The sequence below is a fragment of the Paenibacillus sp. 23TSA30-6 genome (assembly GCF_014858585.1).
GTDB lineage: Bacteria > Bacillota > Bacilli > Paenibacillales > Paenibacillaceae > Paenibacillus.
The window spans coordinates 201,719-226,936 of the sequence record NZ_SLTL01000005.1; the positions used below are offsets into that span (position 1 = coordinate 201,719).

Consider the following 25,218-nt stretch of genomic DNA (forward strand, 5'->3'; position numbering starts at 1 on the left):
AAGGAGTAGATTACCTATGGACCAAGTGGATCATAAAATTTTGTTATGTCTACAAAACCAGGCACGCATCTCCATGACCGAGCTGGGCAAGGAGGTTGGACTTTCCCAGCCCGCTGTCACGGAAAGAGTAAGGCGCATGGAGGATAAAGGCATTATCACTGGATATCGGGCCATGGTTTCACATGAGAAAGTCGGAAAGCCGATCATGGCTCATGTGCTCGTGCACACGAATCAATGCAACTCATTTGTTGAGTTTTGCCAATCTGCGCCTGAAGTCATTGAGTGCCATCGAATTAGCGGCGAGCAAAATTATCTACTTAAGGTTATGGCCGAATCCATGCTTAAGCTGGAGCAATTCGGGGATGAGTGCGGAAAGCACGGTCACTCTACCACGTTAATCGTCCTGTCCTCGCCTGTAGAGCATAAACATGTAACTCCCGCTTTATTAGACCCTATTTGAGCTGCCGTAAATGGCTTGGCAAAGCTCGGTTGTAAACGGACCTGACATGCCTTCGAACGCTGTATTGGTAAAGGCAACGACGCTGAGTCTTTGCGCGGGATCAACGAACCATGAATGACCGTAAGCTCCGCCGAGACGCCACGTTCCAGGGGATTCTGCTGTTTCGCCTTCGTCGGGATTTTGGAGTACGGTGAATCCCAGTCCGAAGCCCCGTCCCGGCCAGCCTGCCAAGGGGAGATTCCCGGTCTGGATGGTGCCCATTTCACGTACCCATTCTTCAGAAAGTAATGGATTGCCACCGTTTCGCAGTGTTTCCAGCAGCCGCATGAAGTCTTTTGCGCTGCCAATCATACCAGAGCCTCCTGAGTGGAAAGCCGTGGGATCAAAGGCGCGTGCAGGCTGAAAACGAAGTCCCGCTGTGCCTTCATAAACCTGCGCAACCTCAAGCTCACGCATCCGGCGGGGTTCCAGAGTATCGTTGACATAAGCGGCGGCAAGTCGTTCGGGATCAGCAACCGTGAAGCTAGTGTCTTGCATACCGAGGGGGTCTGTAACGAGCTTTTTAACAGCCTGCTCAAGGGTTGTGCCGCATACGCGGCTAATGATAGCGCCGAGTACATCGGTGGCAATGGAATAGCCCCATGCTTTACCCGGTGTATACAACAGAGGCACAGAAGCCAAACGTTGCAAGTTCTCTTCAAGGGTAAGATTTGAAAAATCCATGCCATCTGATACGCCTGCACGTTGATAGGGGCCGCCGCCTTCTTCCTCTAAAAAGCCATAGGTCAACCCGGCAGTATGTGTGAGCAATTGCCGTACCGTAATGGATGGTTGCTCGCCGCTGATCAAGCGGGGGCGAAAGTCTGGCAACCAGCGTTCAATGGATTCATCGAGTCCAATCTGTCCTTGGGCTGCCAAAACCAAGGCCGCTGTAGATACAATTGGCTTGGATATAGAAGAGAGCCGAAATAAAGCATCCTCGCGCATAGGAAGATTTTCTTCTCGATCAGCCAGCCCTGCCGCTCGCACATACACGGGTGAACCATCGATATATACCATGACGACTGCGCCAACCAGGCGCTTCTCGGCAAGGGTTTGATCTATGACTGCATTCACACGTCCGTCCAGACCATCTTGTATCGCTAAAACTCTATTTTCCACACTCATGAATATCTCATCCTCTCTATGATCCAGCGGTTATCGCTTGATGAAACTTAGTTTACAGGATGGGAAGACGACATTACATAAGGTAACAAAGGTATTCAGTGAGTATTCACGTTAAAATAAAATTATTTTAAAAGGATGGCCTTGGATTTAAATGAAAGGGGTTTTACAAGAAGCTATGCCGCGTTTTACAGTAACTTTTTAAGCTGAGATACACGCCCTTGTGACACACCAAGCCATTTTGCATAGTCATATTGTCTGGCATCGGGATGTTCCCGTATGAGCTCTTTCAGGCTTTCTAGCAATTTTTCTGCCGGCTGATTCGTTCTCTTATGGATGTGCGTATCTTCTTTAATGGAAGGAGTCGGTATGGGGCTACAATCTATATTCCCCTTTAATTTATGGATACAGTCCATGCATAAAAATGAATCTCTGAAATAGGTTAGATTTTCAACCGCGCTACACATTTTACAGGAAACACCCGTATATTTCTTTACAGCCATAAAGCCCGTTTTATCATCCACAAAAAATTCTACCGAATCCCCACTATTCATATTCATCGTCATTCGCATTTCTACAGGAACCACGATTCGACCCAAAGTATCTAATGAGCGCGTCATACCTGTGTTTTTCATAAAATAACCCCTCCTTAATCCTTACAAGTCATCATGGCTGATCAGATATCTGCACTTGCTACATATAAAACGCTTCTTAAATGCGGTTAATTCTTCTTTTGATCTACAAAACTCGCAGGTTTGGTCGTTATATTTAGTGACGGATATGGTTGCTCCCTCTAAAAGAAATTCAATACAATCAGAAGGTTGAATATGACACGTATTCAGTATTTCTTTGGGAATTAAGAGTCGTCCCAATCCATCTAATTTTCTCGCCATTCCTATGTCCTTCATGTTAAAAACTCCCATTAAAAAGATGATAATCAATAAAATAGTAGTATTTATTGTTGTTCCAAAAGGTGGTACTATTGTAATGTAAAAAGGAAAACATTTCATAATATTATGAATTTTTGAACTACATAGCTTCATTTACTAGGTTTTATACCCCAGAGTCCACAAGTGAAAGGGTGGTTTATTCATGGAAATCACACCTACGATAAGAGCAGAATTAGAAAAGTATCTAAAGCAACAAGATATGAGCAGAACCGAGTTTGGACATATCGCAGGACTGAATCCAGGTACTGTGAGTGGCATTGTAACGGGCAATCGGACTATCTCTGTTAACCAATTGGATCGTATTACTTCAACGATGGAATTACCACCAAATCATTTTTATCACCGATATGTTGAAGAATGCATTGAGGAAGAATCCCTCAACTGGCGAAGAATATCCCCTTTCTTGTACCGATGTGTGGAGCTTGACCGACTGGATTGCTTGCAGCGAGTTGTATTTCTATTGCTGGATAATCCCACTTATCCTCCGTTACTCTTTGAAGTAGCCGAGGATGCTTTCAAAGACGGCCACAATGAAGCAGCGGCGTTCCTGTATAAAAATGTGGCTGAAAGTGAAAAGCAGCAGCATTCCGAGCGACTTGCGGTGTGCCAGTATCGCCTGTTTAAGCTCACGATTGGGGAAGATCAAGCGATTAATCTCAAGGCCGCTACCCTATTTGAACCGTTTATTGAACGCCTTAATGAAGTGGATCAGCTTGATGCCTTGAAAGACTTAGCGAATGTATACAGATCATTGAGCCAGTGGGACAAGGTGTATACATTTGCTAAAGAAATGAGGCGGCTAGGGAAACTCCAATATGAGATGTCTCATAACCCCAAACGCAAAAAACAAGAGCCACTAAATCAACTAAGTAGACCACTTTTCGTTTATATAGCCTACTCCGATCTGATGTGCGCAAATGCATGTGATGCAAAAGGAAATTATGCACAAGGCTTAGAGCATATCTGTGCTTATACTGATTTAAGCTGGGTGAAGGAGCAAGACCCGGATACACTTCATTGGCTTGGTTTGTTTAAGCGTTGGGCGAAAATTAATACCTGCGTGAACAAGCTCATGTCAGGAGATAGCAGTGTGCTGCCAGAGTATGTAGAGTATATGGCAGGCGAACAACACATTTTTGCTGAACTTTTAAATGTAATAGAAGCCGCTAATCGTTACAATATAAATGTGGACTCTATCCTCCAGCGCTTTGAGCCCCAAATTGCAGCCTATCGGGAACCTTCATCTACTGACATGTATACACAGCAAGTTTTACCAGAGGAATACGTAAGGTTTTGGTACAAGCTGGCTAAGTACAGCCTAAATAAAGGCAGATATCCATATGGTTTCAAATGTTTAATAAACGCTTTTGAAAAAGCTGTTACAATAAACCATGTACTACTTATTTCCAATTGCTCAGGCTTGTTTGATCGTTTCAGAGCGTATGTCGCTCCTGAAACACTGGTTCAGTACGAAAAAATGTCTCAGGAGGTGTGGGAAAGAAATGATCAAAAAGATGGCTTTCTTCTTGGCGGTAATTAGCTTTCTACTGGTATTCGGGTTACCAGTAGAAATTAATTACCCAAGCTCTGGCACAATTCAGACTCAAGGGCACATTGGAGGGGCATAAATCAAGTTTTAAATTTTCTACCATGGACCAGCTTAAATGCTGGTCATTTTTTTGTTTCATTTTGCCGCTTCTTGAATGAAAAAATGGATGATTCATATTTACCCATTCCATCCTAAAATGAGATTCATTAGGAGGGGATTTGGATGAAAACGGATGAAACATTAAATCAGCAATTAGAAGATGCAAGACAGCGGCTTCATGATCTGTATGACCAGTATGGTTTTGGACATTCCTACGTGCTTGAGCAATCCATGTTTCTGGATGAACTCATTAACCAACATAATCGTATCTTTCACACCTCCCTATGCAAAACTAATTCTCCTAGCGAGTAACGGAACTGACAATATCAATATATCTATTAAATACCTTATATGAAATATAAATACATACGAAAGTCAGAAAATGTAAAAATTAAATGGGCAGGGCTTGATGATGTCAAAGCAGTTTATACAGAGAGTATTGGCGGATACAGGATTTTTAAAGAATAAGACCATAGTTTGTTAACTTTACCTTAAAATTGAAGTATGATACATTTTTTATATCTTCTTGGGTTATCTATCATGAGTATTTAGAATAGTTATATAGAGGGGATGGTTGAAAAAGGAAAATCAAATAGTTGTTTTTATCACCAAAATATCTTGTGAAAGGAAAGATGGAAGTGAAAAAACAGTTTAAGCTTTTCGCTATTCTATGTATGTTGTTGGCCATTTCTTTTTCTGTAATCCCATCTTCTTCGTATGCTGCATTTTCAGGGCTTAGAACTTTGGGGGCATATGCGAGCGTACAGGAAAGAGACTCCTGGTGCTGGGCAGCTGTATCTCAGGGTATTTTACGCTATTACGATAAATCAGTGACTCAAGCTAATTTTGTAAGGACTGTAAAAGGTTCTGTTATAAATGAAGGAGCTTCCGATCAAGAAGCAAAGAGGGGATTAAGCGCCTATGGACTTAACAGTACGCTTGCAAGCTCTTCTATATCCTACAGTTCAATTATTACGCAAATTGTAGATTATAGTCGGCCTATATACGCGGGGTGGTCATGGTCAAATGGTGGAGGCCATGCTGTTCTGATTAAAGGCATTCAAAATTCACATCTTACAGATAACGTTGATTGGGTTTTTTATGTCGATCCTCTTGATGCTACTACTAATAAGGCTAGTTACTCTTGGGTGAAAGGTAGTAACAGCGTTGGTCACGTGTGGGACGGTACACTTTATAATATAACTAATTAAGGAGGCGTTGTAATTGAAAAAGGTGTCGCTATTGCTGATATGCTTATTTTGTATATTCGGCTCGAATGCATTTGCTTCAAATGCGGAAGATATTCCTTCTGAAGTAAGGAGTGCTGCCGAGCAAGGGTTGAAGTCCTTTATTTCAGATGCTACTCAAAGTCCTTCCGAGTATGGTTATGCAAATGCAGAAGAAGTGAACCGTATTGGATTAGGTGAAGGGTATAAGCTTTATGCAGTTGATAAGAACTTATTGAACAAAGAAAGTAATAGTTTAAAAGACTATACATTAGATACTGGTGGTTGGTTGTTCACGATTCAGTTAAATGGTGTAGCCAAAAATTATTTGACAGTTGCATTAGAAGATGGAGAATATAAAACTGTTCAGGTGGGTGGAAATGCTAATAACTACGGAAATGCCTTGGCAAGAATTAAGTCAGAGCATGGAGATCCCGAAGTAGTCCAAGCTGGACCTGCCTACTATTTTGTAGCAAAGGACGCTGCGAAAGACTCAGTTAAGGACATTATTTTATCCTCTGTACCGGAGAATAAAGCGTCATTATTCCAAGCTTTGGGGAATGACGAGTATCGGACTACCAGTGAAGTTATTACTTTCCTTAAGAAACAAGCGAGTTCTAATAATGATAATTCTGGTACCGAGAAACTAAGAGGCGGAGGATTTGCCAATGCTGCTCCTGAGGCCAACACCAATATAAATCAAATTTTGATAGTGTCAGCAGTGGTTTTAATTTTAGGTGCTGTAACAATCGTCTTTCTTCGTAAAAAAACTAATCGCGGATAACAGTTCGAGTTGTAAACCAAGTTTTTACCCTAAGCACTGAACATTAAAAAGGAGCCTTTATTACCGATATGGTGCAAAACATGAATATTAATTCTAGGCGTTCTTTGAGGGGAAAACGGGAGCGCCTTTTTTGTAAGCTTTCAAGCATGACAGACCATTCGAAATGTTGTAATAGACGTTTGAATATTATAGTCGTCGTACCCCGTAATATTTACAGTAATAACTAGACATGAGATTAGGACTAACCAAAAACGAAATGATTTCATTGCCTATACCTCCAAACCAATATTGTAACAACGTATTACCACGGACTAGCATTGATGCTTGTTCATTTTGCAGTTTTGAGGAAAAACAAGAAGCCGCAAGACGATTAACAGCATTCTGATCGTAGCGGCTTCTTGGGACTCTTTTTCTCTACACTTTTTTCACTGGACGTAACACTGCGTAACCGTATCCCTCCGGGAAATGCCGTTGATAATCCTGCTTCGTTTCCTCATCCCATTCATATCCCATGCTGGTAGGGTCAAAGTTCCAAGCTTTTTCCTCCACCATTCTCATAACCTCTCCATTGTTTTTTAGATAATTGAAGGGCGGGTGAAAAAACATCAGGTAATCTGATTCGGGGATGTTCCGGCACTCCATACCTGCTGGAATCTCTCCGGCGTAGTCAGCGGCAGCCGGTATTCCATAGAGATAGCCCTTTTGACCATCCTGATAGAACCAGCCTGCGGTTTGACCCAATTGTTCGGGCAGTTTGAGATGAGACATGCTTTCCAGTGTTCCACAAATTTCATCACAATTATGACCGTTTCTCCAGAAATCACCGTAGTTTCGAGAAGAGGCATCCCAGATTCCAATAAATTTGTGTGCTGGTATACGCTCAATTTTGATTTCGGCTTCTTGCAAATGAACCTTAACCATCTTATCCCGCTCCTTCAAATGGTAATGATAAGGAGAGAACACTTCAACACGAATCGCTAACGGAATAGGTCTAGGCTCTCTTTGGTATACAGCAGCGTCATTCCTGTAAGAGAATGGAACTGTTTTGTACAGTAATAAGGAGAGTAGTCTAACTGATTGGACATTCTCAACAACGATGGTGCTGAAGTAAGATTATTATCAATCCAATCAATCATGAGTTGGACCATTTCGTTCCATTCGTACACGATGGTTCCCTCCTTTCGATTCCATCTTAACAGGCGGAATGCAGGAATATTTGACTTGAGTTGCATGGCACCCTACAGCAAATCAGATTGGCCATGCTTCTTCAGGCACCCCGTATTGTGAGAAAATATAATCTCTAGACTCATTGGCTAACTTGCGCAAACGTTGAATGTCTACATGCAGCATTTTTCCGTTCCGTTTGACAGCTTTCCCAGCCACAAACACTGAGTCGACGTTGCTCGTGTTGGCACATTGTACAACAGCACCGATTGGATGATTTACCGGAAACATATTCAGGTCGTTGGTTCGAATCATAATCAGATCGGCTTCTTTTCCCGGAGTTAATGTACCGATCTTATGATCCAGTCCTAATGCTCGGGCACCGTCAATCGTCGCGAATTCTAAAATGTCCCGTGCTGAAATGGTGAGTTCCACCGGCATTTCTCCTGTGGATAAAATCTTTCCATTGATTCTGGAACGTTCTGCTTGCAAGGCGAACTTCATTTGCCCAAACATGTCTCCACCGGTCGATACTACGACATCGATCCCTAATGACGGTCTTCCTCCGTTCTCCATAAACAACCCTGTAGCCGGATAACCATGCCCCATCATCATTTCGATTTCCGGAGTAACGGAAATGGAGGCACCCGAATCTGCGATTAGTTTATACTCCTCATAGCTGAGTGTATTGGCATGGGCAAAGTTAAGCTCCGGTCCGAGTAGTCCAGCCTTATGCAATTTTTCAATCGACCGATCCACCGAACCCCATGTTCCGAACCCTAAATGCATTGTACACAGCACACCGAGCTCCCGAGCGAATCGAATCTCATCGACTGCTGTTTCCCATGCGCTGAATTCCGGCCCTCTTATGGCTAGCCCCATGGTAAGCAACTGGTCATCTGATGAGAAATACTGCTTTTTCACCCGTCTGCTGTCATCGGATTGTCGTATCTGGCTTTCTCTGGACCAATATTCGCCATCACCAGGAACTCCGTGGGCAAAGACCGCTCTTGTTCCCGATTCTTGCAAGCCCCGGATCAGCTCGTTCGTATGGTCGGGTGAGTTAATCATCGACCAATCCAGTAGCGTGGTAACCCCTGCATCCAATGCTTCCAGTGCGCCAAGCAGATTCGCTACATATCCATCCTGCGGACGTAATTTAGCTCCAATATTCCCATAGTACATACGCCCCAGGTACTTTTCGAGCGACCAATCGGCACCTACATTACGAACGACAGATTCCCAGGTGTGGCGATGTGTATCCACGAATCCCGGCATAACAATCATGTTTGTAGCGTCAACAACTTCACAATCGGATGCTTCTAGCTCCGGTTGAACAGCGATAATTTTTTTCCCCTCGATAAGAATATCCGCTTTTTTAAAATCACCCATTGTCTTATCGAGCGTGAGTACACAGCCGTTTTGGATTAATAAACGATTGTTCATCTTTTTATCTCCTTTGTGTGTTGTTAGATGACTTATTTCTATGCTCTCTCTCTTAGGTCGACATTTAACCTATATATGTATATTGTAAGCCTGATGATATAAAATCACAGTATATCTTTTCGTGCAGGGACAAGAATATACACCAAAAAGCCTACCTACCGATCATCTGGCAGATAGACTTTTACAAAATAAAGCTGTGTTGGATAGGGATTAGCGCTCCCATGCTTCTGTGCGAAGCTGCTGCTGGCGGGTAAATAATGCCGGATAAATAAACAGGCTGAGCAGTACGCTGGTCAAAATCGCAGAGGTCATGGTGGTAAATACGATCAGCAACTGCAATCGGACGGCGGCAATCGGATTGGCACCTGCGATGATCTGCCCGGTCATCATGCCGGGAAGCTGGACCAGCCCCAGCGTTTTCTGTCCCTCAATGGTTGGAATCATACTGGAGCGTATGCAATCCTTGAGTATCGGGAAAATAGCTTGTCTCGGCGTGCCGCCCAGTGCCAGAATGAGCATAATTTCAGGCTTGCGCAGCAGCACTTCCGACTTGAGCCGGGATACCAGCAGGCTGGACAAAATCATGGAGCTGCCAATGATCATGCCGCTAATCGTAATCATATATCGGGCTGTCGCCGGAATGATATGCAGACCAATCAGAAATGCCTGTGTAACGATTTCCACACACAGCAGCGTCAGGAACGACTTCCACATCAGGCCGGGAATGAATCTTCCTTTGCGCGCGACATTTTGGGAGGCCACAGTGATCATGAGCAGAATGAATAATACGATAAATCCGTAGCTTTGCATTCCAAAAATCAAATGCAGCACATATCCGATGGCCAGCAACTGAACCGATGCTCTGATCGTGGCGATAATGATATCCCGATCCAGACCGAGCTTGAAGGATTTGGACATGACGATGGCGATGAACACAAAACCGAGGGACAGAATCAGGGCAACAATCGTCATACCCATTCTCCTGCTATAAACTTGCGGGTTTCATTGTGCTGTGGTGCATGGAAAAAAGTCTCGGTATCCGTTTGCTCCACGAGCTTTCCGTCGATCATCAGCCATGTTTCATGGCCTACTCTGCGTGCTTGTTCCATATGATGCGTAATCCAGATCATCGTCGTTCCCTCTTCTTTGTTCATTTGAAGCAACAGTTCCTCTACCTCTTTGACCGAGGCCGGGTCCAGTGCGGAAGTAATCTCATCCAGCAGTAAAATATCCGGGCGGTTCGCAAGCGTTCGCGCCAAGGCCAAGCGCTGTCTTTGACCTCCGGATAGCTCCTGCGCCTTTTGCTCCAGTAGATCGCGGGTAAGCCCTACACGCTCTAACAGGTCGCCTGGGTCATGCAGCACCGTGCCATGCAACCGTTCTACGGTCTGAAGATTATACAGAACGGTTCCTTGCAGCATGGGGGCATCCTGAAAAACCAGTGCGACCTTTCGTCTCAGTTCAGGGATTTCCCATTCGGAAAGGGGCTTGCCGAATACGCTGATTCCCCCTTCATCCGGCGTCAGTAGAAGATTACACAGTGAAAGCAGCGTGCTTTTGCCAGACCCGGACGGGCCGACCAGCGTGGTGATTTTGCCGGGAGAGACTCTTGCTGTAATTCCGTTCAGGACAGCACGTTGCTGTTCAGACCCGGTAAAATATTTGGTGACGTCTTTAAATTCAATGGCTGGAAGTGACTTGGACTCCATAGATATAGCTATCTCCTTTGCATGGGATTGAAAAAGTGGTCAGACCCGCTCTATGATCTTGTTTCGTTCATTATATCAGTAAATGCTGATATGCTTGCAAACCATAACTTCTTTGTATAAACTAACAGAATTAGTTAAAATAGAAATGAGATTCATTATGTATATTTATACGTCAGCATTTTGCATCATTCGATTCCTAACGCTCGAAAGTACAATATATAGACGAACGTAAATGCTTTACATAGAAATTCGATTAAAGGAGAAATGCTGATGTCACCCAGAAACGGAGTGAAGCTGCAAGATATTTTACAGGCTGCTGAGGACATTGCCAATGAACGGGGGATGGGCGATGTTACGCTCACCACGCTGGCGCAGAAGCTGCACATTCGCCCTCCGTCTTTGTATAACCACGTGGACGGATTGAACGGACTGCGCCAAGTGCTGGCTCTACACAGCCTGGGACAGTTGGAGGAAGCTTTGATGAGCGCGGCGGTTGGCAGAGCGGGTGACGATGCAATGACCGCTATGGGGAAAGCCTATATGCGATATGCCCGCGAGCGACCCGGTTTGTATGAAGCGATGCTGTATGCAACCGATCGAAACGATCCCGAAATGAGGCGTGCTGCGGATCGCGTAGCGGGGCTTGTTATTTCTGTTCTGTCCAGCGGCTACGGATTTAAGGAAGAGGATTGTGTTCATGCGGCGAGGGGATTCCGCAGTCTGCTTCACGGTTTTGCCTCGCTCGAACAAAATGGCGGTTTTGGTTTACCCGTGGAAGTGGATCGGAGTATTGAAGTCATGATGAACACTTTTTTGACAGGTCTGCATGTGCAGCAGAAACGGGGATAACATGAGAAGCGAACACGGTTCTCTTTCCTGGTAATGGTTTCTATTCAGTAAAATGTATAATTATCTGTTCTGTGCGGCAAAAAATTGATATACTCGAAAAATACTGCTTAACAGCCGGATGTGGAACCGGTTTTACAGAGGAAATGATTCAAAGGATATTAGGGGGATTGTGGATGCAACAGGTTTTACAGGATGTGATCGGTGTAATTAACGACTTTTTCTGGTCCAAGTTGTTAATTGTCATGCTGATCGCATTGGGGCTATTTTTTACGTTCCGCACTAAGGGTCTGCAAGTACGAATGATCGGAGACATGTTCCGGGTCCTCAAAGAATCAAAACGCGGCTCCCGAGACAGCATTTCGCCTTTTCAGGCATTTTGTATCAGCATGGCGGCACGTGTGGGTACGGGTAACATTACGGGGATTGCTCTTGCCATTGCGCTGGGTGGGCCGGGTGCAGTGTTCTGGATGTGGATCATTGCGATCATCGGCTCGGCCTCCAGCTTCGTCGAAAGTACATTAGCCCAAGTATATAAAGTGAAGGACAAAGACGGATTCCGTGGCGGTCCGGCGTATTATATGGAGATCGGATTGAGAAAGCGGTGGATGGGTATCGTCTTTGCGATACTGATTACACTGAGCTTTGGTCTGGTCTTTAACGCGGTGCAGTCCAATACGATTACGCTGGCTTTTGAAAATGCCTTCGGCACGAGTCGGCTGGTCGTGGGTCTGCTGATGGCGGCTGTGTTTGCGGTCATTATTTTTGGGGGTATCAAGCGGATTGCCAAAATGTCGGAATATATCGTCATTGTACTGGCAGTGCTGTATATCGGAATTGCGCTGTTTATTGTAATCATTAATATTCAGCAATTGCCGCATATATTGTCCCTGATTGTACGCAGTGCGTTCGGTTTCGAGCAGGTTGCGGGAGGCTCCCTCGGGGCAGCTCTGATGCACGGCATCAAGCGTGGTTTATTTTCCAATGAAGCAGGAATGGGGAGCGCACCGAATGCGGCAGCTACCGCAGACACCAGCCATCCGGTCAAGCAAGGCTTGATTCAGGCTTTTGGAGTGTTAACGGATACGCTTATTATTTGTACAAGCACGGCAATGATTATTTTGTTATCCGGGGCGTATACGAAGCCGGGACTTAGCGGGATTGAGCTGACCCAGGCGGCTCTTAGTGTGCATATCGGCCCGTGGGCGTCCGGTTTTCTTGCCATCATGGTATTCCTGTTCGCTTTCAGCACATTGATCGGTAACTACTATTACGGTGAAACGAACATCGAGTTTATGAAATCCAAGAAAATCTGGGTATGGCTGTATCGCGCTGCTGTAATCGGCATGGTGATTTTTGGAGCGGTGGCCAAGGTGCAACTGGTGTGGGATTTGGCTGATTTATTTATGGGCATGATGGTTGTCGTCAATCTGATTGCCATTGCCCTTTTATCCCGAGTCGCTTTTGCAGCCTTAAAGGATTATTCACGGCAGAAAAAGGCGGGTCACGACCCTGTGTTCTACAAAGATAGCATTCCGGGGCTGGAGCAAGTGGAGTGCTGGGAGCGGGAAGCCAAGCTGTAAGACAACCTGATCACAAACTCGACATACCAATCTGATTGCGACTTGAACCATATGGGTAAAATACTTCTGTATAATGTAGATGAGAGACTGCGAATACAGGAGGGATATTGTGAACGTACTGGTGATTGGCGCAAATGGAAAAGTAGGCAGACATCTTGTTCGTCTGCTGGGTGAAAATGACTCGCATCGCGTAAAGGCGTTGATCCGCAATCAGGATCAGGCCGAAGCGCTTGAACGTTTGGGTGCGGAAACGGTGATTGCTGATCTCGAAGGAACGGTTGACGACATTGCCGCAGCCGTAAAGGGTAGCGATGCTATCGTATTCACGGCAGGTTCCGGTGGCAAAACAGGCGCGGACAAAACCCTGCTTATCGACCTCGATGGAGCAGTCAAGGCTATGGAAGCTGCCGAGCAGGCAGGCATTCGCCGCTTCATTATGGTCAGCGCAAGGCATGCGGAGAATCGGGAGCAATGGCCTGAGTCGATTAAGCCGTATTACGTGGCAAAGCATTATGCAGATCGCTTGCTGGAAGCGAGTAATCTGGATTACACGATCCTTCGTCCGGGTGGATTGACAGATGATCCCGGTATCGGAAGGGTCGCTACGGGAGATGATTCTTCCGTTAGCACCATTTCCCGTGAGGATGTAGCGGCAGTAGTGGTAGCGGCACTGGATGAACGGCAGACGTATCACCGTGCGATTAATCTGGCGTCAGGCAGCACGCCCATTGCTGAGGCTATCCAGCAGGGTTGATGGATTTAGGAGCATTCACATCATAGTTGGAGAGAGGCAGACCAGGGATGTTATTCCGGGTCTGCCTTTTGGCGCGATTCAAACCATCTCTGCTGGCTGTCGGACATGGCAACCTGCTTGAACATCCACAGGACTCACTCGAACGGGCCATTCAGGAGATGGAGCGGCAATTTGTGAAGAAATGATTCTGTATTCAGCCAACTTTCAGCCAGAACTCACGATGCCCTCAGCTATGACAGATACAATATGAGGAAAATAGATACAGAGAGAGGTGCATCGGATTTGAACGTGTGGAAAGAGAACCGCCTAAAATATATACTTCTGTTCAGTCTCATATTGTGTGCAGTGGTTAGTGTGGTTTCGTTATGGAGTTATTCTGGCAGCTCGGCATCCCAGTCTGCTGCTATTAGACAGGGCCCGTCCGGCGGATTTGGAGGAGGAGGCGGACCCGGTAGAGGCATGGGAGCGCCGGGGCAACGCCCCTCGAACGGACAGAGCGCTGGAAATCGTGGAGCAGGAAATGTAGGGCAGGATACCAGCTCCAATTCGACTTCGACGGATACCATGTACAGCTCTGACGGTAAGAGTCAAGGTACGACAGGCCAATCTGCCGATTCATCCACCCAAGGTACATCGACATCGGGTGATAAAGGTACAATGGCCGGGAAAGACACGTCTACCTCCGGGGGCGGCAGTGCTGTCAGAGACGGGCAACAGCGAGGTCCGGGCGGTATGTCCGGTAACGGCGGCCCTGGTATGGGCGGTGGAAGAGGCGGACATTCTTCATCTGCTTATGCGACTCCGCTGGCGATCTTTGCCGCTTTGTTCTTCGGTGCGTTTGTATTCATTGGGTATCGTTTTCGGGCCAGTGTATGGAAGATCGGGGAACGTAACCGGGGGCTGATGTTATGGACCGTGCTTGGTGTGGGATTCTTTTTAAGAATGGCGATAGCGCCGTGGATATCGGGGCACATGGATTTAATGCTATTCCGGAACTGGGCTACAACAGCAGCGGATAGCTTAACGGGATTTTACACGAACGGATCAAGTGATTATCCGCCGTTCTATATTTATATTTTATATGTGATCGGTAAAATCGGCTCTACGGACGCTTTCAGTCCCTATATGTCCGTGCTGCTGTTTGGGTATCTGGTCAAAGTGGTATGGGATTGCTCCAAGTCCGCCACGATTCAGGCCAAGTCCGCCGAGGACACGGTTGCACCGGAGCTTCCTTCCGGGAAGCACATATGGGGAGCGTCTCCCCAAGGTGTGAACACAACGATTGAAAGATAGCCCATTATTTAGGGTGAAAAAAAGGAAACCGCCCTTTGGCGAAATGGGAGTGGCAGGTATACCAGCCATAAACCATTAAGCCAAAGAAGCGGCTTTTTTTGTTGCTCTTCATGCCAGAACAACATTGGATGTGCCTCAATCCATATATTCGTTCAGTTTCTGTACATCGCAAATGGTAATCTCTCGTATACCCTTAATATGAATAATCCCCAGCTGTTCAAATTTTGCGAATTTGCGACTGATGGTTTCGCGTGTGACACCCACATAATTAGCCATTTCTTCGCGTGAAAGGGGGAGATTTATTTTAATGTAGGAGCCGTCCGGTTTTCCGTATTTATGCCCAAGCTCAAGAATCATATAAGCGATACGGATTTCCGGATCTTTGGTAGCCAGGCTTTGAGCCAGCTTTTCGGTATGTGCCAAGCGTTTAGTAATGGTTTTGAGCAGCTTCAAAGAGATATCGGGATTGTTGTGAATCAACTGCTCCATATCATCCTTGGTGAGCATACAAATATCAGTATCTTTTAAGGCATACGCACTAAAGTTACTCAGCTCATCGCTGTTAAATATGTTCAACTCGCCAAAAAAATCGCCAGTTGTCAGAATGTGCAGAATTTGTTCTTTGCCCTGAGGCGTCATTTTCAGAAGCTTGACATGCCCGCTTTTAATAATGTACAGCGTATCGGATGCTTGTTCCTCGATAATCAAGGCCTCGCCTTTCTGATATTTCCGGTGTCGGATCATGGAGCTGACCTTACACAAATCTTCGCAGGACAAAGAGGAAAAGATAGGCACTTTGCGGGCACAGGGCTCCTTTTCGCACTGGCAGGGGCAGGACATCTCATTCACATTCATTCACTCCATTCATAAACCGGAAACTAAAAAGTATAGTGCGTTCTTGTTATTCTGTATCATCTATTGGGGCAAAATGGCTTTGATCCTCACCGCAGACTGGACAAACCCAGTCTTCCGGAAGGTCCTCAAAAGCTGTACCGGGCATAATGTCTTCATCGGGGTCACCCAAAGCAGGATCATAAATGTATCCACAGGGTTGACATACATATTTTTTCATCTTTAGCTCTCCTTGTCACCAAAAATTTTTGTAAGCTCTGGCGCGTCCGGTTTGAGTCCCTGAATGATGGCTGTTTTGTATGGAAGTGAAGCGAGGGCATCCCCAAAACCGATCACGCCGCAGATAGAGCCGTTTTGTATGAACATTCGTGTATAAGAAGCTTGATTTTCACTGGTCAGGCTGGTGTCGCATTCCTGTTCATCTACTAGGCCAATGGAAAAGAGAGGGGATTCATAGCTGTTCGATAGAGTTACAGGGATGGGACGCTGATAGCTGACGGATGCACCCGCCATATTAGCGCCTGCTATTTTTCCCTGCTCTATGGCACTTTCCCATAATCCATCCACTCTATTCTGAAACTCGGCTACATCACCTGCCGCATATATATTGGCGGAGCTGGTCTTCATCTGTGCGTTCACCAAGATGCCGTGTCCAATATCAAGTCCGGTTTGGCGAGCAAGCTCAGTATTAGGTACAATTCCGATAGAATACACGACATGCTCGCAGGGAATAACAGAGCCGTCCTGAAGTTCTACACCTTCTACGTGACCTGTGCCTGTAATACGCTTTACGCCTTGTCCAAGCCTTACCTCGGTACCTTGATCGGTAATCCGACGGTTCAAAATAGAAGCGGCCTTCTCATCCAACTGGCGGGGCATAAGCCGATGCGAGGCTTCCAGAATGGTTACAGCATACCCGGCTTGCTGGAAGGACCAGGCGGTTTCTACCCCTTGAATACCGCCGCCGATAATACATATCCGTTCTCCCTGTCGCAATTCTGTTTTAAGCCTGTCTGCATCTTGTCGAAACCGGATATTGTGAACGTTCCTTAGAGAAGCTCCGTCCAGCAAAAGCTTACGGTTGTCAGCTCCTGTACACAGCAGCAACTTGTCATAAGCAACGGTTTGTCCAGTTATTGTTTCGATGGTGCAGTCCTCTGCATGTATCGCGGTGACCTTTATACCGGAATAAACATGAATTCGTTGATTGGCAAACCATTTTTCCTTTTTGATCAGGATTTTGTCGCTATGCAAGTCAGTGAATAGTCCCTTGGAAAGCTTGACTCGGTTATACGGAAGGGATGCTTCTTCCCCGTAAATAGAAATTTCAGCCTGCTCATCATGATCTCTGATCGCTTTCGCCGCGTTGACGGCGGCAACGCTGCCTCCGATAATAACGTAATGTTTGTTCCCCATTCAGTATCTCTCCTATTCCCTATAAGCTGCCTTTGCTAAATGACGCTAAGCAGTAGATCTGAGACAAATTCAGCAGCATTTTTAATTTTCTTCACTTTTTCATCTTCTGTAGGAGAGAAGCGAATGCGTACCGGGAATTCCACATGCGTCATACCAGTCGACTTGATGACATCAGAAGTGCTTTGGACCTTCATATGGGTACCGATCAAGTAATCCTGTACGACTTCAATGGCTTCCCCGCTCCAGCCGTAGGAACCAAAGGCAGCAGCAAGCTTGCCTTCCAGATTCATCTTTTGCATTTTTTGCAGCAGGTCCTCCAGCTTGCCCGTCATGTCGGCATATTTGGTAGAGCTACCGACGAAAACAGCATCCGCTGAGGCAATACTGTTCAATATCTCCGTTTCATCGGCCTTATCTACGTCCCATAGCTCCACCCTGATTTGGTTCTCCAAAAAGCAGTCTTTCAGGATGTTTGCCATTTTTTTGGTATTATTTTTTAATGTGGCATAGACAATCGCTACTTTTTTATCATCCTTGGTTTCGGTACTCATAGAGGCGTACAAATCAATAAACTTGGCAATGTCATGTCGGATCGCGAAGCCGTGGGAAGGAGCAATCATCTCAATATCCAGGTCAGAAACAGCTTCGATTAATGTACGCACATATCTGCGATGCGGATGAATAATAGCCTGATAGTATCCGATAAAGTCTTCGGTAATGTCAAAACCGGCCTCATCGGCAAATAGATGCTCTACAGCCACGTGTGTACTGAAAATATCACAAGGGAACAAGATTTTATCTTCTATGCAGTACGTAATCATGGTTTCTTCTGTATGGAGGTAAGGTGTTTCCTTGAACAGCAGCGTCTTGCCTCCAATATCCAGTTGATCCCCGTCCTTGATCACCAGGAAGTTGCGATGCTGAAGCTTGTACATTTGTTGAATTTCCGGAACGGCAATCTCAGTGCAGACAATAGTAGCGTTCGTTGCTTTGGAAGCAAGTGCCGCCAATCCGCCTGAGTGATCTGGTTCCGTGTGATTGACGATAATATATTGAATGTCCAGCGGATCGATCAATTCGGTTACAGCTTCTGCAAATTCTCTGCCGAACGCCATATCTACGGTATCCACAATGGTTGGTTTTCCAGTTTTCAATAGATATGCATTATAGGTTGTACCCTTAGATAGTAGAAGACGATGAAAGGGAACCTCACGATTATCAATTTTTCCTACCCAATAAATATCCTTTGCCAGTTGAAATCCGGGCTTCATAGGAACAACCTCCTGCTTGTTTTTGTTTGACACAATTCGATTCTAGTTGGATGTGTCGATGAAAAAGAGGATTGAAATCAAATTTTTGAATATTTAAAAGTATTTTTTACTTAAATTTATATTTGTGATTGCAATCACAAGGCGAGCGTAATAATCAAATACAATAAGACCATATAGATTGAAACCTGAGAACATGCCAGGTATCTAATCCATCATAGGCAAATCCAATTTCAAACAGGAGAGTGAACCTACATGAAAAAATCTAACCTCATTCAGTTTCAGGAATATAAAGAAGCTGCGTTTACAAAACGAATTGTGCATAAGGAAGCCGACAATGTAATTTTTATTCTCAACTTTACTCCTAATGCTGAGTTGCCAACACATAATCATCCAGGAGCAAATGTATATTTGCTTGTTCTTGAGGGTAACGGTACTGTAACTGTGAATGGTGAAGAAACGGAAATTGTCCAAGGGGATATGATCCATGTTACAGGAGATGAGCGCTTTTCCTATCGGGGTGGTGCGGAGGCGAATTCCAGCCTGCATGTGGTGTTGACCAAAACGCCAAGTGAAAGCTATGCGCAAAATATATAAATTATAAAAATCAGAAGAAGAGGAAAAGAACCCCCCACTAAAGAAAGCCGCTTGGGCATTAAGCCAAGCGGCTTTCTTTAGTGGGGGGTCACACCCCGGAATACGCCATGAACCCACCGTCTACCGGGATCACTGTCCCTGTGACAAAACCGGATGTTTGTTCATCCACGAGCCATAGCAGAGAACCCAGCAGATCGTCCGGTACACCAAAACGGCGCATAGGAGTATGGGCAATGATTTTATCCGCACGTTCAGTGAGGGAGCCGTCCTCGTGGGTGAGCAGGCTACGGTTCTGTTCAGTGAGGAAGAAGCCGGGGGCAATGGCATTGACGCGAATGCCCGCTTCGGCCAGATGGACAGCCAGCCATTGCGTGAAGTTGTTAATGGCAGCCTTGGCTGCGCTGTAAGCCGGAACCTTGGTCATCGGGCTGGGGGCGCTCATGGAAGAAATGTTCAGGACAACTGCTCCTGCGCGTCCAGTCATACGCTGTGCGAATATTTGTGTCGGAATAAGCGTTCCAATGAAATTCAGGTCCAGTACTTGGCGAAAACCCGGAATGCTCAGTTCAAAGAAGGTGGTGATATCCGGCTGCGTCAGATCCTCCAGCCGGAAGGTTTCGCGGGTTGTATTGGCGCTCGCGTGATTCCCTCCGGCTCCATTGATCAGAATGTCACATGCGCCGAATTGGTTGCGTACGACCTGTTCTGCCTGCTGTACGCTGGCGGCATCGGTAACGTCGCAGGCTACAGCTATCGCTTCTCCGCCTGCGGCCTGAATAGCATGAACTACGCGTAGGCCTTTTTCCTTCGTTCGGTTCAGAATGGCCACCTTCACGCCTTGTCTTGCCAGCTCGTGGGCCATCGCGCTGCACAGAACTCCGGCGCCGCCTGTAACTACTGCTGTTTTGCCTGCCAGAGAAGGGTGTAGAGATTGTGTGCTCATAGGATCGACTCCTTCGGGTGAACGGATTCGGTTAGTGTGGACTCCACATGATGAGTGGGGTTGTTGTGTTGGGCTTGGCTTCGTGTAAGCGCATCCCACAATCCCCACAAATACATAATTCCGAGTGCGCGATCATACAGTCCATACCCTGGTCTGCACTCCTCTCCCCACAAGTGACGACCGTGGTCGGGTCTGACGTAGCCCGTGAAGCCAACATCATGATACGCCTGAACGATGCCTGCAATATCGACGGTTCCATCCTGAGTTCGGTGGGATGTTTCGATGAAGTCTCCGTTGGCGGACACACGCACATTGCGGATATGAGCAAACGGAATCCGGTCCTTGAACTCATGAATCATGGATACGATATCATGATCGGGGTTGGCTCCCAGCGAACCAGAGCATAGCGTAATGCCGTTGGCCGGACTGTCGTACAACGCCAGCAGCCTGCGCAGATGGGTCTGACTTGTGATAATACGAGGTAGTCCGAATACGGACCATGGCGGATCGTCGGGGTGGATAGCCATCCGAATGCCGCTGCGTTCGGCGGCGGGAATGACGGCCTCCAGAAAGTAGGCCAGATTCTGCCACAGGTCATCTTCCGTGACGTGGGTATACGCTTCAAACAAAGCTGTCAGATGCTCCAGCCGCTCCGGTTCCCAGCCGGGCATGGTTAACGAGCTGTTTTCGTTAATTCGGCGTACCAGCTCGAACGGATCAAGACCTTCAATTCGTGACTTCTCGAAGAAGAGAGCCGCCGAGCCATCCTCCAGTTCCTTATGCAGACCGGTGCGTAGCCAGTCGAATATGGGCATGAAATTATAGCAGACGACCTTGACGCCGTGCTGCCCGAGCTTTTCCAACGTGCGTATGTAGTTGCTGATATACAAATCGCGTGTCGGCCGTCCGAGCTTGATATCTTCATGAACATTTACACTTTCTACGACCTCATGGTGAAAACCGGCCTGTACAGCTTGCTCCTGAAATGCCACAATATGTTCCAAAGGCCATTCTTCTCCGGCCGGGATATCGTGCAGCGCCCACACGAGTCCTTCTACCCCCGGAATTTGTCGGATTTGTTCCAGTGTTACTGTATCGTTCCCTTCACCGAACCAACGAAATACCATGCGCATGCTTTGCACCGCCCCATTCGTCATATGATAGGTGTAACGGCAATTTCCATTTCCCGATGTTTCCACATTACCATATTGCTAGAGGTGATTGGAATAGTTATCCAAAATAAAATGACGCACAAACCGAAAGGAGGAAGCGGGTTATGAAGCTGCATCGAGCCATTGTGGTGGATGATGAAATATTCACCCGCAAAGGACTGCTTCAACTCATGGATTGGGAAGCCTGCGGCTTTGAGGTCGTTGGGGAGGCTGATAACGGCGAGGATGCACTGGAACTGATCGGTAGCGTTCATCCTGATCTGGTCATCACCGATATTCGTATGCCTGTGCTGGACGGATTGGAGCTGATTCGCTGTGTACTCGGGCGGGGGACGGATCATCCTGCGTTTATTATCTTGAGCGGCTACAGCGATTTTGCTTATGCACAGCAGGCACTTCGCTACGGGGTTCATGATTTTATGCTCAAGCCGATTGATGAGAAGGACTTTTCGTCTACACTGCGCAGGCTGAGTAAAAGGCTGCATCAAGAGCAGCAGAATGCACAGCTCTATCAGAGTCGCCGCACAGGCGAGCTGTTGGAGACACTGATGGTGAATGAGGTGGATGATGCCGTGGTGACGGCTTGGGAACAGCAGCTACGCCTTGGAGAAGCTGCGCATATGTACTATGTGCTCGTCGAGCTGAATGATCAGCATCCGTGGCGTTCCGATGGCAACGGTGTTCCGCTGTCGCTTTTCCAGTTCAGGGAGCTTGTAGAGCAGGCGCTTTATCGTTTGATCGACGGCAAGTATCCTCTCTACGTCCATGAGCATCGTAACCGGATTGGCATCATAGTGCCGGACTTCTTTTTGGAGTGCTTTGAAGCTAGTTCAGACACTTTTATGAAAGCGCTACAACGGGAGTTGGAGGGCATGGAGCTACTGCAAAATCAGATGGGGAGCCGGGTCTTTGTATACGTGGGAAGCCCTGTTCAACGATTGCAAGATCTCCATCGGTCCTATGAATGTGCCAAGGACGCGGTGCTCCATAAATACATTCATGACCGCAGCGGCATTGTCGTGTATCAGGAGGAGGGGATGCCAATGCTCCACTACAGGACGATCCATCAGGATGTACTGGATTGCTTGACGGAGCAGGTGGAGGAGATGCGGTTGGAGGAGTTATATGCGACCGTAGATCATCTGTTTTGCAGCTTTCGTGAGCAGCATTACGCCCCGGAGGCTGTGAAAATGAACTTGCATCAATGCGTAATTAGCATTGTGCGGGTCATTCAAAATATGCAGGGCGATGAACGCTCGCTTCTGTCCTTAGAACCGATGATGGGCTGGCAGGATATGAACCTGTCGCTGGGTGAATTACAGCGGCTGTTTACGGCTTTTGCCGAGGAAAGCAGCCGAACGATTAGGGTGTTGCGCAAGGAGCGTCAACAGGGAGGAATTCAGCACATCCGCACCTACATTGAGCAGCATGCGGCAGAGAATATTAACCTGAAAAGTATAGCAGCCCGCTTTTATATGAATCCGGTCTACCTGGGCCAATTGTTCAGAAAAACGTACGGGGTGTACTTTAACGAATTCCTGCTGCAATTACGGGTTCAGGAGGCTAAACGGTTGCTGCGTCAGACTGATTTGCGCATTTATGAAGTTGCCGAACGCGTGGGCTTTGGCAGCCCGGATTATTTTGTCACCCAATTTGAAAAAATGGTGCAAGCCACACCAAGTGAATATCGCAACAGCCTGAATACCCGTGTGGAGCCGCAAAGGGGCAGCGAATGAGGATGCTACGCTCAACCCTTGATCATGTCCGTCTGCGGGATAAAATGCTGCTGCTGTATTTTCTCTGTGTATTTGTGCCAGTGGTGCTGACCAATCTGATTTTCTACCACGTCACCTCGCAAAATGTGAAGGAACAGCGTATGCAGGATATTTCCCGTGCGCTGGAGCAGATCAAAATTGAGTTTTACCGTGAGTTTGAAGATGCGATGGAAATCTCGTCCATCTTTTATACCGATCATCAGCTAAACGAACTATTGGAGCAAACATACCCCCATCCCGCTGAATATATTGCCGCCTATGATTCTTATTTGCGTCGTATGTTAAACAATACTTACAGTCCTGTATACCATTCTGTGGGTGGAATGACGATCTACACAGATAATCCGACTCTACTGGATTCCGGGGGAATCAGCTTTATAGATGAGCGGGTTAAAAGCTTGCCCTGGTATGCCAAAATCCCGCCCGGACGGCAGTCCAAGCCTATATTTGTACGTACTGACGACGGTACGGGCGAACAACTGCATCCCTTTAGCCTGATTCGGCGGATGAATTATTTTTATTCCGAAAATGGCCACGAGAAAATACTGAAAATAGAGCTGCGAATGTCGTCCATTCAAGAGATTTTCCATAATCTGAATTTGCGGGGCAGTCTCTTTCTGCTCAACGAACGGGGGGAAATCGAATATACGACCGATCCCAGGATTGATATCAATCATAAGGTCGTGGCCTATAGCACCCTCCAGCAGCCCAAGGACACTATAGAGTTCAAGACAAATTATGTGCTGACAAGTAATCTCAATGGCTGGAGCATTGTGACTGCGGTGTCGGGCGATGAAGTGCTGTATGAAATGGAGAAATCACGCAATTTTGTGCTGCTGTTAACCTGCATGAATATGCTGCTGCCTACCTTGATCATCATCTGGATTACACGTTCGCTGAACGTGCGCATTCATCGTATTCTGAAGCATATGAAAAAGGTGAAAAATCAGCATTTTGAACTGATTCCCGGTACAGAATCGAGAGATGAAATTGGGCAGCTAACAGGTGAATTTAATCGAATGATGCTGAAAATAAAGCGATTGATTAACGATGTCTATGTAGCGGATATTCAGCGAAAAAATTTGGAGATTCTACGCAGGCATGCCCAGCTTAATGCACTTCACAGCCAGATCAACCCTCATTTTCTGTTCAATGCGCTGGAGACGATACGTATGCGAAGCCTGATGAAGCATGAAGACGAGACAGCCCGCATTATTCATAATATGGCACGAATTTTCCGCAATTCGTTGGTGTGGAACAAGGATAGAGTCACGTTGCGGGAGGAGTTGGAGCTGATTCGTTGTTTTCTGGAAATTCAGCAATACCGCTTTGGGGAGCGGATACAGTACGAAGTGCAGGCACGACCCGAGGACCTGGACTATCTGCTTCCCAAAATGGTTGTGCTTACGCTGGTTGAAAATGCAAGCATTCACGGCATTGAGCCACTAAAGCATGGGGGGCGAATAGAGATTCATTTTGAGCACAGGGAGGGACAGTTGATATTAACCGTGCAAGATGATGGTGTCGGTATGTCGGCGGAACAGGTGCAGCAGTTATATGGATATATGCAAAGTCAGAAGGACATGGGCGAGCGTATAGGTCTGCAAAATGTGATCTATCGGCTCAAGCTTTACTATAGAAGCCGCTTTGAGCTTGCCATTCGCAGCGCACCCGGCGAGGGGACAGAGATCCGTATTATCATTCCTGCGGATCGGGAGTCTTTTAGTTCTTCCGCTCAATGATATCCATATGGTATAATTCCCCTAACAACAGAACGGCTTAGATGGCGCGGTCGGCTAGTCTCCTGCAAAGGAGGTGATGCCTGTGGAGGTTAAAGATACGCTGACATTAATGATGATGTTCGGTACGCTAATTATTGCGTTGATCGGATTGATCGTCACGATTGTCATTGCATTGAACCAAAGCAAAAAGAAATAGACCGCCCTTCGGACAAAGGTTAGCGGTCTATTTCTGCACCTAGTTCACAGCCACCGCCCTTATAAGCGGCTGTTGCTAAAGAGTAGGGATGTTAACGCATCCTTGCTCTTTTTTTATTATAATCTTCTTTGTTTCATTTTATCACAACGTGAATCCTATTGACAATGGAGTCAAGGGGTATTGCAGTAAAAATGGACGCTGATGCTGGATCGGCGTTTATTTTGCTTTGT

The 25,218-nt window shown here is 46.5% G+C and carries 25 protein-coding genes and 2 pseudogenes; 14 read left to right on the plus strand and 13 right to left on the minus strand.

Annotation, left to right across the window (positions count from 1 at the left end; translation table 11 throughout):
- Positions 1-16 precede the first annotated feature (16 nt).
- Entirely contained in the window at positions 17-460 is a 444-nt protein-coding gene (locus E0698_RS06785) for an Lrp/AsnC family transcriptional regulator (RefSeq protein ID WP_134911967.1), read from the plus strand.
- Here E0698_RS06785 and E0698_RS06790 read toward each other — a convergent pair.
- The 3 genes from E0698_RS06790 to E0698_RS06800 form a co-directional block, all read right to left on the minus strand.
- Positions 446-1,627, minus strand: coding sequence for a serine hydrolase domain-containing protein (locus E0698_RS06790; RefSeq protein ID WP_192511037.1), 1,182 nt, complete (start codon positions 1,625-1,627; stop codon positions 446-448). The two genes, E0698_RS06785 and E0698_RS06790, sit on opposite strands and share 15 nt — an antisense overlap.
- A gap of 185 nt (positions 1,628-1,812) precedes the next feature.
- Positions 1,813-2,259 carry a regulator gene (locus E0698_RS06795; RefSeq protein ID WP_192511038.1) on the minus strand — a complete coding sequence of 149 codons (447 nt, stop codon included), beginning with the start codon at positions 2,257-2,259 and terminating at the stop codon, positions 1,813-1,815.
- 21 nt (positions 2,260-2,280) lie between these two features.
- Positions 2,281-2,532: an AbrB/MazE/SpoVT family DNA-binding domain-containing protein gene (locus E0698_RS06800; protein WP_192511039.1), complete on the minus strand. Its 252-nt coding sequence runs from the start codon at positions 2,530-2,532 to the stop codon at positions 2,281-2,283.
- A 184-nt stretch (positions 2,533-2,716) separates the two neighbouring features.
- On the opposite strand from E0698_RS06800, the gene E0698_RS06805 reads away from it, so the two are divergent.
- The 4 genes from E0698_RS06805 to E0698_RS06820 all read left to right on the plus strand — a co-directional run bounded on the left by E0698_RS06805 (position 2,717) and on the right by E0698_RS06820 (position 6,232).
- Positions 2,717-4,114, plus strand: a complete 1,398-nt coding sequence (locus E0698_RS06805; protein ID WP_192511040.1) for a helix-turn-helix domain-containing protein — start codon at positions 2,717-2,719, stop codon at positions 4,112-4,114.
- A 231-nt stretch (positions 4,115-4,345) separates the two neighbouring features.
- Entirely contained in the window at positions 4,346-4,534 is a 189-nt protein-coding gene (locus E0698_RS06810) for an aspartyl-phosphate phosphatase Spo0E family protein (protein ID WP_192511041.1), read from the plus strand.
- A 308-nt stretch (positions 4,535-4,842) separates the two neighbouring features.
- Entirely contained in the window at positions 4,843-5,433 is a 591-nt protein-coding gene (locus tag E0698_RS06815; protein WP_192511042.1) for a papain-like cysteine protease family protein, read from the plus strand.
- A 13-nt stretch (positions 5,434-5,446) separates the two neighbouring features.
- Positions 5,447-6,232 carry a hypothetical protein gene (locus E0698_RS06820; RefSeq protein WP_192511043.1) on the plus strand — a complete coding sequence of 262 codons (786 nt, stop codon included), beginning with the start codon at positions 5,447-5,449 and terminating at the stop codon, positions 6,230-6,232.
- Positions 6,233-6,646: 414 nt separating this feature from the next.
- Here the strand turns inward: E0698_RS06820 and E0698_RS06825 are convergent.
- The 4 genes and pseudogenes from E0698_RS06825 to E0698_RS06840 form a co-directional block, all read right to left on the minus strand.
- Positions 6,647-7,398, minus strand: a pseudogene (locus tag E0698_RS06825) (AraC family transcriptional regulator).
- Positions 7,399-7,480: 82 nt separating this feature from the next.
- Positions 7,481-8,842: an amidohydrolase family protein gene (locus E0698_RS06830; protein WP_192511044.1), complete on the minus strand. Its 1,362-nt coding sequence runs from the start codon at positions 8,840-8,842 to the stop codon at positions 7,481-7,483.
- Between the two features lie 210 nt (positions 8,843-9,052).
- Entirely contained in the window at positions 9,053-9,814 is a 762-nt protein-coding gene (locus E0698_RS06835; protein ID WP_044644254.1) for an ABC transporter permease, read from the minus strand.
- The gene (locus E0698_RS06840; RefSeq protein WP_192511045.1) at positions 9,811-10,551 is read right to left on the minus strand and encodes an ATP-binding cassette domain-containing protein; all 741 of its coding nucleotides are present in this window, start codon (positions 10,549-10,551) and stop codon (positions 9,811-9,813) included. Before E0698_RS06840 ends, E0698_RS06835 begins: the two co-directional genes overlap by 4 nt.
- Positions 10,552-10,821: 270 nt before the next feature.
- Here E0698_RS06840 and E0698_RS06845 point away from each other — a divergent pair, with 270 nt between their 5' ends.
- From E0698_RS06845 to E0698_RS06865, 5 genes and pseudogenes are all read left to right on the plus strand, one after another.
- A complete protein-coding gene (locus E0698_RS06845) occupies positions 10,822-11,400 on the plus strand; it encodes a TetR/AcrR family transcriptional regulator (RefSeq protein ID WP_134911974.1) in 579 nt (192 codons plus the stop codon).
- Positions 11,401-11,573: 173 nt separating this feature from the next.
- Positions 11,574-12,980, plus strand: coding sequence for an alanine/glycine:cation symporter family protein (locus tag E0698_RS06850; RefSeq protein WP_192511046.1), 1,407 nt, complete (start codon positions 11,574-11,576; stop codon positions 12,978-12,980).
- A gap of 109 nt (positions 12,981-13,089) precedes the next feature.
- Positions 13,090-13,734, plus strand: a complete 645-nt coding sequence (locus tag E0698_RS06855) for an NAD(P)H-binding protein (RefSeq protein WP_192511047.1) — start codon at positions 13,090-13,092, stop codon at positions 13,732-13,734.
- A 340-nt stretch (positions 13,735-14,074) separates the two neighbouring features.
- Positions 14,075-14,260, plus strand: coding sequence for a hypothetical protein (locus E0698_RS06860; RefSeq protein ID WP_192511048.1), 186 nt, complete (start codon positions 14,075-14,077; stop codon positions 14,258-14,260).
- Positions 14,194-14,874 (plus strand): annotated as a pseudogene (locus E0698_RS06865) (glycosyltransferase 87 family protein); the annotation flags it as partial. The gene E0698_RS06860 and the pseudogene E0698_RS06865, both read left to right, overlap by 67 nt.
- 288 nt (positions 14,875-15,162) lie before the next feature.
- Here the strand turns inward: E0698_RS06865 and E0698_RS06870 are convergent.
- From E0698_RS06870 to E0698_RS06885, 4 genes are all read right to left on the minus strand, one after another.
- Positions 15,163-15,867: a Crp/Fnr family transcriptional regulator gene (locus E0698_RS06870; RefSeq protein WP_192511069.1), complete on the minus strand. Its 705-nt coding sequence runs from the start codon at positions 15,865-15,867 to the stop codon at positions 15,163-15,165.
- Positions 15,868-15,928: 61 nt separating this feature from the next.
- Positions 15,929-16,099 (minus strand): rubredoxin, encoded by a 171-nt coding sequence (rd, locus tag E0698_RS06875; RefSeq protein WP_192511049.1) that lies wholly within the window; start codon positions 16,097-16,099, stop codon positions 15,929-15,931.
- 2 nt (positions 16,100-16,101) lie between these two features.
- Positions 16,102-17,295: an NAD(P)/FAD-dependent oxidoreductase gene (locus tag E0698_RS06880; RefSeq protein WP_192511050.1), complete on the minus strand. Its 1,194-nt coding sequence runs from the start codon at positions 17,293-17,295 to the stop codon at positions 16,102-16,104.
- A gap of 35 nt (positions 17,296-17,330) precedes the next feature.
- The gene (locus E0698_RS06885; RefSeq protein ID WP_044644262.1) at positions 17,331-18,566 is read right to left on the minus strand and encodes an FprA family A-type flavoprotein; all 1,236 of its coding nucleotides are present in this window, start codon (positions 18,564-18,566) and stop codon (positions 17,331-17,333) included.
- 252 nt (positions 18,567-18,818) lie between these two features.
- Here E0698_RS06885 and E0698_RS06890 point away from each other — a divergent pair, with 252 nt between their 5' ends.
- Entirely contained in the window at positions 18,819-19,160 is a 342-nt protein-coding gene (locus E0698_RS06890) for a cupin domain-containing protein (protein WP_134911983.1), read from the plus strand.
- An 88-nt stretch (positions 19,161-19,248) separates the two neighbouring features.
- Here E0698_RS06890 and E0698_RS06895 read toward each other — a convergent pair whose 3' ends face one another.
- Positions 19,249-20,103: an SDR family oxidoreductase gene (locus E0698_RS06895; RefSeq protein WP_192511051.1), complete on the minus strand. Its 855-nt coding sequence runs from the start codon at positions 20,101-20,103 to the stop codon at positions 19,249-19,251.
- On the minus strand, positions 20,100-21,236 hold the full coding sequence (uxuA, locus tag E0698_RS06900) for a mannonate dehydratase (RefSeq protein WP_192511052.1): 1,137 nt from the start codon (positions 21,234-21,236) through the stop codon (positions 20,100-20,102). The genes E0698_RS06895 and uxuA overlap by 4 nt, the downstream gene beginning before the upstream one ends.
- A gap of 143 nt (positions 21,237-21,379) precedes the next feature.
- On the opposite strand from uxuA, the gene E0698_RS06905 reads away from it, so the two are divergent.
- The 3 genes from E0698_RS06905 to E0698_RS06915 all read left to right on the plus strand — a co-directional run bounded on the left by E0698_RS06905 (position 21,380) and on the right by E0698_RS06915 (position 24,988).
- Complete coding sequence (locus tag E0698_RS06905; RefSeq protein ID WP_192511053.1) at positions 21,380-23,011, plus strand: response regulator; 1,632 nt, start codon at positions 21,380-21,382, stop codon at positions 23,009-23,011.
- The gene (locus E0698_RS06910; RefSeq protein ID WP_149094288.1) at positions 23,008-24,792 is read left to right on the plus strand and encodes a sensor histidine kinase; all 1,785 of its coding nucleotides are present in this window, start codon (positions 23,008-23,010) and stop codon (positions 24,790-24,792) included. The genes E0698_RS06905 and E0698_RS06910 overlap by 4 nt, the downstream gene beginning before the upstream one ends.
- A gap of 82 nt (positions 24,793-24,874) precedes the next feature.
- Positions 24,875-24,988, plus strand: a complete 114-nt coding sequence (locus E0698_RS06915; RefSeq protein ID WP_161797149.1) for a putative holin-like toxin — start codon at positions 24,875-24,877, stop codon at positions 24,986-24,988.
- Positions 24,989-25,218: the final 230 nt, after the last annotated feature.

What these genes read in the sequence shown, in the direction of transcription:
- E0698_RS06785 (WP_134911967.1), top strand. Translation starts at nt 17, where the DNA reads ATGGACCAAGTGGATCATAAAATTTTGTTATGTCTACAAAACCAGGCA.
- E0698_RS06790 (WP_192511037.1), bottom strand. Translation starts at nt 1,627, where the DNA reads ATGAGTGTGGAAAATAGAGTTTTAGCGATACAAGATGGTCTGGACGGA.
- E0698_RS06795 (WP_192511038.1), bottom strand. Translation starts at nt 2,259, where the DNA reads ATGAAAAACACAGGTATGACGCGCTCATTAGATACTTTGGGTCGAATC.
- E0698_RS06800 (WP_192511039.1), bottom strand. Translation starts at nt 2,532, where the DNA reads ATGAAGGACATAGGAATGGCGAGAAAATTAGATGGATTGGGACGACTC.
- E0698_RS06805 (WP_192511040.1), top strand. Translation starts at nt 2,717, where the DNA reads ATGGAAATCACACCTACGATAAGAGCAGAATTAGAAAAGTATCTAAAG.
- E0698_RS06810 (WP_192511041.1), top strand. Translation starts at nt 4,346, where the DNA reads ATGAAAACGGATGAAACATTAAATCAGCAATTAGAAGATGCAAGACAG.
- E0698_RS06830 (WP_192511044.1), bottom strand. Translation starts at nt 8,842, where the DNA reads ATGAACAATCGTTTATTAATCCAAAACGGCTGTGTACTCACGCTCGAT.
- E0698_RS06835 (WP_044644254.1), bottom strand. Translation starts at nt 9,814, where the DNA reads ATGACGATTGTTGCCCTGATTCTGTCCCTCGGTTTTGTGTTCATCGCC.
- E0698_RS06840 (WP_192511045.1), bottom strand. Translation starts at nt 10,551, where the DNA reads ATGGAGTCCAAGTCACTTCCAGCCATTGAATTTAAAGACGTCACCAAA.
- E0698_RS06845 (WP_134911974.1), top strand. Translation starts at nt 10,822, where the DNA reads ATGTCACCCAGAAACGGAGTGAAGCTGCAAGATATTTTACAGGCTGCT.
- E0698_RS06850 (WP_192511046.1), top strand. Translation starts at nt 11,574, where the DNA reads ATGCAACAGGTTTTACAGGATGTGATCGGTGTAATTAACGACTTTTTC.
- E0698_RS06870 (WP_192511069.1), bottom strand. Translation starts at nt 15,867, where the DNA reads ATGTCCTGCCCCTGCCAGTGCGAAAAGGAGCCCTGTGCCCGCAAAGTG.
- rd (WP_192511049.1), bottom strand. Translation starts at nt 16,099, where the DNA reads ATGAAAAAATATGTATGTCAACCCTGTGGATACATTTATGATCCTGCT.
- E0698_RS06880 (WP_192511050.1), bottom strand. Translation starts at nt 17,295, where the DNA reads ATGGGGAACAAACATTACGTTATTATCGGAGGCAGCGTTGCCGCCGTC.
- E0698_RS06885 (WP_044644262.1), bottom strand. Translation starts at nt 18,566, where the DNA reads ATGAAGCCCGGATTTCAACTGGCAAAGGATATTTATTGGGTAGGAAAA.
- E0698_RS06890 (WP_134911983.1), top strand. Translation starts at nt 18,819, where the DNA reads ATGAAAAAATCTAACCTCATTCAGTTTCAGGAATATAAAGAAGCTGCG.
- E0698_RS06895 (WP_192511051.1), bottom strand. Translation starts at nt 20,103, where the DNA reads ATGAGCACACAATCTCTACACCCTTCTCTGGCAGGCAAAACAGCAGTA.
- uxuA (WP_192511052.1), bottom strand. Translation starts at nt 21,236, where the DNA reads ATGCGCATGGTATTTCGTTGGTTCGGTGAAGGGAACGATACAGTAACA.
- E0698_RS06905 (WP_192511053.1), top strand. Translation starts at nt 21,380, where the DNA reads ATGAAGCTGCATCGAGCCATTGTGGTGGATGATGAAATATTCACCCGC.
- E0698_RS06910 (WP_149094288.1), top strand. Translation starts at nt 23,008, where the DNA reads ATGAGGATGCTACGCTCAACCCTTGATCATGTCCGTCTGCGGGATAAA.